8 protein-coding genes are annotated in these 12,539 nt (G+C 60.6%); 1 reads left to right on the forward strand and 7 read right to left on the reverse strand.

The window, feature by feature from the left end:
• Positions 1-158 precede the first annotated feature (158 nt).
• Positions 159-2,540 (forward strand): lytic transglycosylase domain-containing protein, encoded by a 2,382-nt coding sequence (locus SO180_RS21635; RefSeq protein WP_449380916.1) that lies wholly within the window; start codon positions 159-161, stop codon positions 2,538-2,540.
• A gap of 723 nt (positions 2,541-3,263) precedes the next feature.
• Here the strand turns inward: SO180_RS21635 and SO180_RS21640 are convergent.
• The 7 genes from SO180_RS21640 to SO180_RS21670 all read right to left on the reverse strand — a co-directional run bounded on the left by SO180_RS21640 (position 3,264) and on the right by SO180_RS21670 (position 12,492).
• Complete coding sequence (locus tag SO180_RS21640) at positions 3,264-3,578, reverse strand: DUF3551 domain-containing protein (RefSeq protein ID WP_449380858.1); 315 nt, start codon at positions 3,576-3,578, stop codon at positions 3,264-3,266.
• Between the two features lie 567 nt (positions 3,579-4,145).
• The gene (locus SO180_RS21645) at positions 4,146-5,621 is read right to left on the reverse strand and encodes a porin (protein ID WP_449380859.1); all 1,476 of its coding nucleotides are present in this window, start codon (positions 5,619-5,621) and stop codon (positions 4,146-4,148) included.
• A 1,032-nt stretch (positions 5,622-6,653) separates the two neighbouring features.
• On the reverse strand, positions 6,654-8,621 hold the full coding sequence (locus tag SO180_RS21650; RefSeq protein WP_449380860.1) for an acyltransferase family protein: 1,968 nt from the start codon (positions 8,619-8,621) through the stop codon (positions 6,654-6,656).
• A gap of 283 nt (positions 8,622-8,904) precedes the next feature.
• Complete coding sequence (locus SO180_RS21655; protein WP_449380861.1) at positions 8,905-9,717, reverse strand: class I SAM-dependent methyltransferase; 813 nt, start codon at positions 9,715-9,717, stop codon at positions 8,905-8,907.
• Positions 9,718-9,810: 93 nt separating this feature from the next.
• Entirely contained in the window at positions 9,811-11,955 is a 2,145-nt protein-coding gene (locus SO180_RS21660) for a hypothetical protein (RefSeq protein ID WP_449380862.1), read from the reverse strand.
• A 152-nt stretch (positions 11,956-12,107) separates the two neighbouring features.
• Positions 12,108-12,296, reverse strand: coding sequence for a hypothetical protein (locus SO180_RS21665; RefSeq protein WP_449380863.1), 189 nt, complete (start codon positions 12,294-12,296; stop codon positions 12,108-12,110).
• On the reverse strand, positions 12,286-12,492 hold the full coding sequence (locus tag SO180_RS21670; protein WP_449380864.1) for a hypothetical protein: 207 nt from the start codon (positions 12,490-12,492) through the stop codon (positions 12,286-12,288). Before SO180_RS21670 ends, SO180_RS21665 begins: the two co-directional genes overlap by 11 nt.
• Positions 12,493-12,539: the final 47 nt, after the last annotated feature.

A 12,539-nucleotide genomic window follows, 5' to 3' on the forward strand; every position in this document is an offset into this window, starting at 1 on the left:
TCCAAACACGGCCGCGGTAAGCGGCTGTTGGTATTTTTTCCGCATATTCAATCAAATACAGCTAGGTCTTGAGCCACTTGAACGATTCGGGGCGACGAAACGCCGTGACCTTCTTTTCCCATGCCACATGGCGATCCGCCGGCCTGGTTGTGTGCCTGATGGCGGGGCTCTCGGTCGGTTGCGCGGCCTTGGCCAAGTCCAATGAGACCACCGCGGACGGGACCAAGGACACAGCGAAACCAGCCGCCAAGGATACCGCGAAGGGCCCCGTCAAAGGATCTGCCAAAGAATCAGCCAAGGGAACCGACAAGGGAACGGACAAGGGAACTGGCAGGGACACGGCCAAGGGCGGCGCTAGCAAGGGAACGGCTGGCGCACCGGCCAAGGATGCTGCGAAGAAACCTGTCAAGGATGCCGGCAAGGAACCCGCAAAGGACAAGCCCAAGCCTGCGGCCGCGGCACCTGCGCCAAAATCCCAGCCGACCGCCAACAGCTCGTCCCCCAAAACCGCACCCGCCCCGGCGGCGACGGCTGCCGTCAGACCAACCGCCGCCCCCGTGCTGGCGCCGGCAACGCGCCAGCATGCCGCACCACGCAAGCCTGTCACGCCGGCTGCGGTCGCTGCGACCTCGTCGACCTCGCAGGCCGACAAGGACACGCTGGAGAACGTCATCGAGCTCGTGCGCAAGCACAGGCCGGGCGATGCCACCGACAACGCGGCTGCGATCTCGGATCCGGTCGCGCGAAAACTCGCCGAATGGATCATCCTGCGCAGCGACGACAATGGTGCCAGCGTCGAGCGCTACCGCGCTTTCATCAGCGCCAATCCGAGCTGGCCGTCGCAGACCTTCCTGCGCCGCCGCCTCGAAGCCGCGCTCTGGGACGACCGGCGCGAGGATCAGGCCGCCTGGTCGTGGTTCGAGAACGAATCCCCGGTCTCCGCCAAGGGCCGTTTCTCGCTCGCCAAGGCGATGCTGGCGCGCGGCGACCGCGCCAACGCCGAACGCCTCGTGCGCGAGGCCTGGCGCTCCGATCCGATGTCGGAAGAGACGGAGAACAACGCGCTCGACCAGTTCGGCGCGCTGCTCACGCCGGGCGACCAGAAGGCGCGGATGGACACGCTGCTCTATGGCAGCGAGCACGAGGCCGCGCTGCGCGCAGCCAAGCGGCTCGGTGCGGGCTATGTGGCGCTCGCCAAGGCACGCATCGCCTCCTACAAGAAGGCGCCGAACACGCGCGCCTTGCTCGAAGCCGTACCGCACGAGCTGCACGGCGATCCCGGCTTCATCTTCAGCAAGATCCAGCTTTTGCGCCGCGAAGAGAAGTTCGCGGAAGCTGCGCAACTGATGCTGTCGGCGCCGAAGGACCCGAACCGGCTCTACAATCTCGACGAATGGTGGATCGAGCGGCGCCTGATCGCGCGCAAGATGATCGACACCGAGGAATTCCGCAGCGCCTATCTGATCGCGCGCGACGCGGCCCTGCCCTCGCGCGACATCTACAAGACCGAGCAGGAGTTCACCGCGGGCTGGATCGCACTGCGCTTTCTCAATGATCCAGCGGCCGCCGCCCAGCACTTTGCCCGCATTGGCGTCGGCAGCGTCAACCCGACCACGCTGGCGCGCGCCGGCTATTGGCAGGGCCGCGCGGCGGAAGCGACGGGCCGCCAGCAGGAAGCACGCAACGCCTATGCACGCGCGGCCGAGCAGTCGACGAGCTACTATGGCCAGCTTGCGCGGGCAAAACTCGGCCTGCCGCAGATCGAGCTCAACAGCGCGCCGCGCGGACGCGGCGCCGAGCGGCTCGAGATCGTGCGCGCGGCGCAACTGCTCTACGAACTCGACGAGCGCGAGATCGCGATCCCCATGCTCGCCGACATGGGCGAGAACGGCGACCCCGAAGCACTTGCCGGCCTCGGCGAGCTGACCCAGCGCTACAGCGACGCCCGCGGCATGCTGCTGGTCGGCAAGGCCGCGCTCAACCGCGGGCTGCCCTTCGACTTCTACGCCTATCCGGTCAACGGCATCCCGCAGTTCAGCCAGATCGGGCCCGAGGTCGAGCGCAGCATCGTCTACGCGATCGCGCGGCAGGAAAGCGCGTTTAATCCGGCGGTGGTATCGCCGGCGCAGGCCTACGGGCTGATGCAGGTGACGCCGGACGCTGCGCGCTACGTCTGCAAGCGGCACGGGGCGACCTACGACCTGTCGCGACTGAAGAACGATTCGGTCTACAACGCCACGCTTGGCGCGGCCGAACTCGGCGGTCTGCTCGAGGACTACCGCGGCTCCTACATCATGACCTTCGCCGCCTATAATGCCGGCCGCGGCAGCGTGAAGAAGTGGGTCGAGCGCTACGGCGATCCGCGCGAATCCAGGATCGACGCGGTCGACTGGGTCGAGCTGATTCCGTTCTCCGAAACGCGCAACTACGTGCAGCGCATCATGGAGAACCTTCAAGTTTATCGCGCGCGCTTCGGTGGCGGCTCTCGGCTGCAAATTGACGCCGACCTGCACAGAGGCACGACCGGCAGCGTCGAGTAACTGCGCGGCTCTGCGTTGAACGTGTTCCCGTCATCTCGTCCGCTGCAATCAAGCGGATCGCAGCCGCATTTCCGTTTAGGAACGTGTCCGCCTGCGAGTCATTAGCCTGCCGTCAAATCAACGGGAGTACGGCATGCGGAATAAGGTCTTCATGGCAATGGTTGCGGCACTGCTCGCCAGTACGTCGATTGCTCCGGCGTTCGCGCAAGGAGCCGGCGGAAGTGGTGGGTCCGCAGGTGCTGGTGGAACAGGCTCGGGCAGTGGCGGAGCCAGCAGCGCTGGACCTGGTGCCGGAGCTGGCGGTATGGGTACGAGCGGGACCACCGGCAGCTCGGCGGGCGCCGGAGCTGGAGCCGGAACATCCAACTCCGCAGGCGGATCTCAACACCCGGGTCCGAGGCGGGACAGGTACTCGCACCCCAGATAGCCTTCCGAAATCGGGAACGGCATGAGCCGAGGACTCGTGGCTTACCGCCCCTCCGCGATCGAGGCGCGGTCCAAGAAGAGCTGCCAAGCCATCGGCGCGGCGTCATAGCTGGCAACGCCGCGCATCAATTCGTCGACGCCATGCCCCCAGAGGCATGTCATGTTTCGCGTGATCTGCGCATCGATATCGATGGCTTTGATGCTGTCAGGTATCGCGACCGGTAGCTCGACGCGCGCGAACTAGCTCCGCGAGACTAGCGAGCCGCGCCGGCAATCCAAGCGCCACGAATTCCATCGTCACCTGACCGGAATGGGCCTGCCCGCGGGTGCGTACGGGCGGGCAACGCCAGTTGTCGCCGACTGCGACCAGTATGGGTTGTCCATGCACATGGCCGACAACCCCGCTGCAGCCGCCTTGCACGCCTCCCAGGACGGGTAGTTGCAGTACATCGTACTGCTGCCACCCCACTCCCACTTCTGGAGGCAGACGGGATATCTGGGATCGTAGCGTTCGGCCGTGGCTGGCGCAGGAGCGAGGATCGTCGCGCCGGCCACGATCGCCGCGCCGAGCACGCCCATCATCGCTTTCGTCCGAATTGTCCAACTGCTCACAGTCGTATCTCCAACTCCGCTGCTTTCCTCGGAAAGAAGCCGTTACGTTCGAGCCAATATACCCCGCAACATCCGCGAGAAAAACCCAGGTGGCTGCTCGTCGGATTCTCTCTCTGATCGGCCGAATGATCGATCATAGGCAGCGTTCACGACGGGCAATCTCTTGGGCGGCGCGCTGTTCTACCGGACGAGTCGGCGAGGTCGACGATGGGCAGGATCGTCTCGGCGACCTGGCTGAATTGCACCCTTTTGCGGCCCGCCAGGCGAGCTAACTACGGGCCGAGGTGGGCCACCGGCGCCTGCTCCCGGATCAATGCTGTCCGAGCCCCCTCCCATGCCACCGGCGCCTTGGGCATGTGCAAAGCCTATGGCAGCGACGATCGCTGCGCCAAGCGCGCCAATCACCGCTCCCGTTCGAATGGTCGAACCGCAACTCACGCTGAAGACTTCAATGCCGCTCCCCCTCGAGAAAGCCGGCTCGGTCGAGCCAATATAGGCCGCAACACCAGCAAAGAAAAACCCCGGCGGTTTCCCGCCGGGGTTCTCTGATCGGTCGAAAGATCGATCTTAGAAGTTGCGCTGAGCGCGGAGGAGCAGGGAGACCGAGTCCTGGTCCTTCATCTCATACAGAGCTGCCGGCTTGGCAGCCGCAGGAACGCCCGGGCTCGCGATGACGCCAGAGTACTTCTGGTCCAGACGCGACCAGTTGACGTCCGCCGTGAAGGCCAGGTTCTTGACCGGGGTCCACACGGTGTTGACACCGATCACTGCGAAGTTGAAGTCCGGGTTGCAGTTGCCGGTCAAGCCGAGGAGCCCAACCATGTTGGCACAGATCGCGGTCTTGCCACCGCCACCGTATTGCACTGCGCCGTAACCGCCGTAGATGGCGCTGGCCCAGTTCGGGTTCCAGTTGTGGGTGTAGCCACCACGGAAGCCCCAAGTCTTGACGGTCTCGATACCTGAGCCGTTGACGAAGACGCCATCAGCAATGCCGGCGATCCCGAGGCCCTGGTAGGCGCCAATGCCGCTGCCGCTGTACATAAAGAACGTCTGCGGGAACAGGCTCTGGAAGTTGTAGCGAGACGCGCCATCCGTGTAGACGGCCTGCAAGTTGATGGAGTCGCCAGGTCCGGTCGGGATGTTCTTGATCGACAACGAACCCTGAACTGCCCAGCCCCACTTGTCGTCGGGGTGACCGGTCGGCTCAGTCAGGCCGTAGTAGGCGGCATGGAGGTTATGTCCAACAACCGACAACTGGGCCAGACCCCAAGCCTGGTCGACGCGGATCGCACCGACGAGGTCGGGAACACGCGTTCCACCCCAATCGTTGTTGCCGTAGATACCCTGAACCATGTTGGCTGCAGTCGCACCCGACAGGTTCCAGAGGTTCGACTCGCCACCTGCCGAAGTCGTTTCATCCTGCAACGCCACCGAAGCGGTGATGCCCTGACCGAAATCAGCCGTGTAAGCGACCTGGTTCACGCCGGTGACGTGGTTGGAGCCGCCCGGAATGGTATCGGGACCGCCAGCCGGATAGCTCTGCCACGGTGCGTCGAAGATCGAGACCGTGCGGCCGAAGGTGAAGCCAGCGAACTGGATGAACGCGTGGTAGAGACCGAGCGAGGCGCTGCCGGTTGAGAACGTCGACGGGTTGCTGCCGGTGACCGAGGTCGTATCCCAGGTGAAGACCATATCAGCGTAGGTGCGAACCACGCCGTACTCGGTGGCCGTACGCGTATCGACCGTGAAGTCCATACGGGCGCGGCTGCCCCAGTAGTTGGTCAGACGGTTGTTCGAACCCTGGTTCGCGCCTTGACGGAAGCCGTAGTCGCCACCGAGGGCCCAGGCATCGGCGCGCAGATAGCCGCCGAACTTGATGCAGGTGTCAGTGCCCGGCATGTAGTAGAATCCGGCACCGTACAGGGAGCAGATCTTCACGTATTCGACCGCTTTGGCCTTCACGGGGAGATCGGCTGCCTGTGCTCCGCCCACGGCGATCAGACCCGCCGCTGAGCCGAGCAAAAGGCTCTTAACCAACTTCATGTTAAACCTCCAAGTTGCTCTTCAGGGAAGGTCACTGACCGGATGGCCAATTTCCCATTCCCGTTTCAAATCACCGCCTAGCCGCTTCGCGCCTTCGGACACACCCGCATGAACGCGAGGGACTTAAGCGAACCACCTAAAACGGGACGACCTCGGGATGCCCCCCTCCGTCGCCCGGTCACAATTACCGAACGTCCTTGCACACACAACAAAAGAACGCTCCAGACCGGCCCTACGAAGCGCGTTTTCCAACGGGTGTTGCACAAATAACACGTGGATGTGATCGCGGCGCGTTTGTAAGTATTTGTTTTCCATGCCGTTTTTGAAACGGTTCCAAATGCCACCAAATTCTTCGCCGTGAAGCGGCGGCCGTGCCAGCTCTCCGTGACGCCCTTGCGACGCACGCGAATCGAAGAATCGGCAACCGACTCGGAATGGATGCTGGATGGTCTCGTCGCCGCGCCGTTCGACCGTTGGGCGCACCAGGCCAAGCCAAAGACAAAGTGCGATTTCGCGGGGGACGAGCTGCCGCCGCGGCCGGACTAACCTTGGACTTATATTGTGCGGGGGATTTGTAACGGAGGCTGGACGTCACGACTGGCGGAGACGGAGTCCGCTCAAATGCGGCACTTTCTCGAATATTTTCGAGTATTTCGGATTTCTACCCACACTTAAGCCCACACGGGCCCGGCGACTTGCTGCGGAGTACCGGCAGATGGAGGCGGTTGCTCGGTCGTGGGCAAGTGCCATGCCTGAAGCCCGGGATGCCCTCCTTGAGATTGCGGACAACTACCATGCAGCAGCCGCGAAGAGCGGGGCGCCCTCCTCTAAACAACAACGCCGCCCGCTTGCAATAAAAGCAGGCGACGTTGCTCCAGCCCCGGGACGAGTGATGCAAAATCCCGGATCACGACAGTGTGGCTGATACGTTCGGAATTGTCTGTTCGGTTACCGACAATCTCGGCGGCAGCTATTGAGGTACCGAGTGTCGGGCTTGATATCTCGCGGTCATCCGATCGTTGACTGATCGGACTAATGGCGAAGGGGAAATGACGCGACTGCTGGAAGGGCAGCTTTTAGCTTTTCACCGATAATGAGCTCCCCGCAGACGCTCAAATGATCCGCATCTCTGTACGTCAGACAATTGCCTTCTAGCAGCCTCATAGCGTCCGGCCGGACAACGTCGAAGAAAGACAGATAGTGGAAATCTCTTCGTTGTCGGGCGACACTGTCACGAATTCTTTTCTCGAGTGCAGAAAAGATATCCACTGACACTCGGTTAAGAGGGAAGCCTGCCTTCGCAACCCGCTTCATACTCTCAAGATCGTTGAAGTTAACTCTCGCTTCGACAAATGGACCCAACCAAATTACGTTGGTCAATTTGGACATGGCTTGCAGGTAGTCGATCGTGGTGTCGATTGCACCGTCGTTAAAGTGATACTTGCCCCCAAATCTCAGCACGTCGCTAGGCTCTTCGCGCCCACTTTCATCGAGCACCAGATGAGAGCCCGCAAAATGCACGATAACGGTTCCAACGAGCTCCTTATGGCCCCTCAGAAATTCATCGAATCCTATGTAGGGACATTGATTGTCATTGTTCCAAGGCCGGCAGCCGGGATTTGCCACGCCGACAACAGACCCTCCATAGTTGCTTCTGTATAGTGCATTGTAGATGTTCATCGCGTGGGAATCGCCGAGAACGACCGTTACGGGCCCATACTTCGCCGAACAGCCAATGATCCGTTCACTGGCCGCAGAGTCGATTCTCGGTACCCAGAAGACGCAATCCCCATTTGTACCCATGTCGTGAGTGAGATCTGGACCGGCGTTGTCCATGATCAATTGGTAGAGGCGTCGCTCATTCGTTTCGCTGAAGTAGAGGCTCTGTTTTTCGAATCCACCCGTGGAAATCGCGGCGACACTGAAGCCAGTTAGACAGAAAATCCCTCCGAGGCAAAGCAGAGCAAGTCTCGACCTGTTCAGCCGCTTACGATCTCTGGCCGGTTGCTCGATGAAGATGTAGGTCAAAACTGCAAGCATGAGCGACAGTGCCGTAAGTGCCAAAGCCACACCGGTGCTGGGCCTGTCATGGCCGTCCAGTCTAGCGAAAACAAAGATAGGCTGGTGCCAGAGGTAAGCGCTGTAACTAATTCGACCAATTGCTACTGGTATCTGGCTCCCGAGCAGCCTTCCGATGTTGGTCTTCGCGGTCGCGAACAGGATTACGAGGCAGGCCCCAAGCACAGGAGGCAGAGAGCGAAAGCCGGGATATCGAAGCTCAGCATGGTCGACAAGGCTCCAACAAATCAATCCGATCCCGATGAAGCCCAAGAAATCAAGCGCCCCCTTTGGTAGCCGAGTTCGCAGATCTGCAGCTGGGGACAACGCGATCAGAGAGCCAATCAGCAATTCCCAAAAGCGGCTCGGAATCAGAAAGAAGGTTGCTTCCTTTGTCTGAGGTCCCCACTCGGCATAGGCAAGGCTTGCGACTGCGATTCCAGCAAGCAGCGCCGCGGCCCTGGTCCGACCGAACCGGAGGGAGCTGCCGAGGAGGATCGGAAAAACAAGATAGAATTGCTCTTCGACGCCAAGACTCCAAGTGTGCAATAATGGCTTCAGTTCGGCTGCAGTATCAAAGTAGCCACTCAGGGACCAAAAATAGACATTTGATACGAACGCACTTACGGCAATCACGCTCTTGGAAAATTCTAGTATCTCGCGCGGAAGCATCAAAATGACGACGAACGGGATGCACGCCAGTACAACTACGATGAGTGCCGGCAATATTCTCCGCGCCCGCCTTTCGTAAAATTGCGCAAATGTAAACCTGTCAGTCTCCATCTCCGCGCTGATAATGGACGTTATCAGGTACCCACTGATGACAAAGAAAATGTCGACGCCTAAGTAACCACCGGGAACCGCATTTAAGCCCGCGTGGAACAGGATGACTGAGAGAACGGCAATGGCTCGAAGGCCATCTACTTCGGGGCGATATTTCATTGATGCCATGAAGCTTAAGGCGTCGAGCCATGATGGTCGCCAGCAAAGATAGCTGGCGACCCGGCTAGTGCTGCCACTCGTGCGGGGAATTGGTCAATGGGGCTAAGCGCGGATTATTTCCGATTGTTGCCGTCGTGCATCGGTGCGCAAAACGAGTTTCTTGCACGCTTCGACCGGCTGCATTGCCCGCGAGTTTGGTCTCGAGTGGGCTGGTCAAAGCGCGCCGATCATTGCGCCGGCCTATCAACAACGATCAACGTAGTGGTCCAGGCGACAACGTTGTTCAGTCCGGTCGCGCGATAATACGGCCCTTGATCGCGAAAAGATCGTCTTGATCATAACGCAGGAATTGCTCTGCAACTCCGCTAATTGGTTCGCCTGGGATTGTTGTTGCGTCGAGTATCGTAAAGCCGGCCTCTTCAAATAGGCGAACGTAATCACTGTGCCGCAAGCGATTCACGTACTGCTTGCCACTGTTGAACGGACGCCATTCTGTGTCTGAGTAACGCAAGAAATTGAAGCGAGATACGCTCTCATCGGATCTCGCATAATGATCGCTGTAATCTATCGAGTGGATGGTCAGCCCCTTCGTGACAGCGCGGAGCCCCGAAAGAAGTGGCTTAAGTTGATCGGCCGGGACATGTTCAAGAACTTCGTGGGAACATGTGCAATCAACCTCACTATCGGCAGATGAAACATGATGCGGCGCTCGGTAGTCAATTCCGAAGCTTCGCAGCTCATCCCAGTTAGCGAAGGATCTGTTGGGTAAAATATGCATCGCCGCATGCTGGACGAGATCAATCTTTGCGAGCGGCTCGATGTCGCTGGCGATAACGCGCTGAACACCGAGCTTTCTCAGTGTCAACGGAACTGCCAAGTCCCGGCCTGCGCCGATCTCTAAAACAGACGTTGGCGGTCCGCCGGTGTGCCTTGTGTAGTCTTCACAAAGGCGCCTGGCTGCTGTTGACAGGCCATCCAACCTCTTCACTGGGCGCGGCCAGTTTCGCGTCACATGCCGTTGCAGGAAATAATGGGCATGCGCTCCACCAGGAAGATCGAGCGCCCGGAACGCCAATGCCTTGATGCGCCAGTCCATGAGCCAGCCCAGAAATAGTTTAGAAATTTTCTGGAAATCTATGGAAACAATTATCGGGGCGCAACCACAGATTTTGTGCCTCTCACAGCCGTCTTAAAAGACCTGATTTGCGACGATCGCACCGGTCGTAAAGCTCCCCGCATTGTTGAAGGTATGCGTGCAATTGCCGGGGCTCGTGGTTCCAACCACGATCGCGCCGGAAGTCGAACCGGACTGCCGCGTGATCAAGTCGACACATGCGGAACCGCCGCTACCGGTGACGTTGTGGATGTTTACGAGGATGCCACCCGCCGTCACGTTGAAAAAGATCGGACTGGAAATTCCCTCACTATGGAAGCCATCGATATTAACGATACCTCCAGCGTTCACGATTGTGACCGCATTTCCGGTGAGAGCGCTCGCCTCGACAATGCTGTCACGCAAGGTGGTAACAGCGGCCGTATACCCGATGATTATGCCGGGATTGGTCGTAGTGTTGCTGGGCGTACAGAACAGAACATTTGCTATGAAATTCGACGCCCCGCCGTATCCTGTATCGGTGACGAGACACGATCGCTTTCCCGAGTAAACCGCAACATTGTCGACCGCAATCAGTTGCTGCGACGCGTTGGTATAGATCATCGCGATCGCGGAATTTGCACTCCCTGATCCCGTGTATAGTTTTATTTCCCTGATCGCGGACCCGAAGCACGCGATATGCGCCTGCGGATCGCAAAGCGTGATGAAGTGCTGTGTCGCGGCATCGGAGTCGCACTGTTTGAGCGAACTGCTCATCGGACCCTGTCCTCTGAGCGTCACTCCAACCGGCACCATCAAGCCGCCGCAGATCAGCGAGGATCCTGCAGGGACCATCACCACGCTGCCGGCGTGGCCAGGCGTGTCGATGTTGAGCGCTGTGCGCGCGCTAGCAAATGAAAGCGTGTTCTGAAATGCTGCAGCGTCGTTGGTCGCCGTGCCGTCGCTGCCGTTCCAGTTCAAGACGGCGCCGAATTGGCGGACGTTGACAAAAGTGCCCTGGTCGACGACGAGCTGAAAATGCGTCCCCACGGAATCGGTGAAGCTGCCGGTCGGCGTGGTGACGGTTGCCACCGTCCAGGTGAAACCGCTGCCAGTGCCACCCATGCTCGCGGCTGTCGCCGAAAGTACATCACCAGCCGCGTATCCATTGCCGCCGGTGCCGGTGATCGTGACGCCGGTCACCACGTTGCCCGCGACCGTGACGGTTGCGATCGCGCCGGTGCCGGTGCCGCCGGTGAGCGCTACGCCGCGATAGGTGCCATTCGTGTAGGCCGAACCGGGCGCAGTGAGATTGCCGGTTGCTATGAAACTATCGATGAAGGCTGCGCTGCCTACATTTTTGAACGTTGCACCGCCGCCATCGCCAGCCGCGGCGTAGCCGCCAGTCTGCACCACGTTGAACGTGTGCAAGTCGAGCGCGGTTGCCGTCGCGCGTGCTGAGACAAAAAGCGCGGGTGTCGCCGCAGCAGGCGTCGTGTTGCAGGTCGGGCAACCAATGATCAGCGGGTTGGTGCCCGTGATCGTGATGGGGCCGCCGCCCTGGATGTTGTTAGTGATCGTCTTCGGCGAGGTACCCGTGATCGAGATACCGTTGCCGGCCGTGAAGGTCGTGCTCGGGATCGAGACGCACGAGACGAGATTACCACCGCTATCGAAGCAGGCGCCGGAGTTCGCACGCGAGGCGGACGCGGCCAGAACCGTCAGCGTCTCGCCGGGAGGCGCAAGCACCGCGCGCCCCGAGACATCGTTGATCTTGTCCCAATCCTCGCGCAGCATCGCGACGATATCGGTGATCGCCTGGTTGAGATCGCGCGCCGCAACGCCGCGGTTCTCGGCGAACTGGCTGGTCCGGCGCGGCCGGCGGGCGCCGACGATCTGCACCGTGCCGGTCTGGGCCTGCGTGAAGGTCAGCACCGCGTCGGTGATCGGGCGCGGAATCGTCGCGAGCGAACCGGTCGGGCTGGTGATCGTCCAGTTCCCGGCCTGCGTGATCCGTGTGCCGTTGACCCAGACCTCGAGCCAGTTGGCGACGTCGTTGCTATCCGCATAGAGCTGGAAGCCGACGGCGCAACTGCACATCGACGAGGTGATGTTGTAGCTGGTGCGGCGCTCTTGATCTGGCAGAGCGGGCACGGGCCCCGGTGCTTGCGCGAATGCTGGAGCGAACCAGGCGAGCAATGCAGCCGCGAGGACAACGCGGCCCGCGAGACGGGCGAACATCGGACCGACCTTCCGAAGGCCTCAGCCGCGCGCGGCGGATTGAGGCTCGGCTCAGTCGGTGAGCCGCCGGAAGACGTTTGCGCCGATGTCCAAAGGCGAGGCTTGTTGCGGAAAGCCCGATCCGAAACGCGCTTGCGGTGCGCGCTACCTACTCAGTCACAAGGCAGGGATTCTGCCTTGAGGAGATTGCAAAACTGTCCGGCATCGAGGCCGGCAAGCCCGCGAAGCGTTACGCACACTCTGCGCCAGCTCTCGTTCTGTGCGCTCAACTCGCGAGCCTTCGCACGGATCGACTTGATCTCGCGCTTGAGGCCGAGAATAGCGGCAGTCTCATTGCCCACTGCCATCCTCACAGTCGAACGGCGGCACATGCGTGTAGAACTGCGGATGGGTCTCCTGGTCGCCGAAGAACCAGCGGCCGTCATCAGCCTGTCGACCGACATAGACCGGATCGGAAAGGCCGGCGCCGTCACGGAGCAACAGCGAACCGAGACCACGCTTGGCTTCAGAAATGGACTTCCAAGTCGATTGCGGCATCGGCTGGCTCCTACTGTAGCGTGGTCGACGCGAATTCGTGCCCGGGC

The sequence above is a fragment of the Bradyrhizobium sp. UFLA05-112 genome (assembly GCF_053572325.1).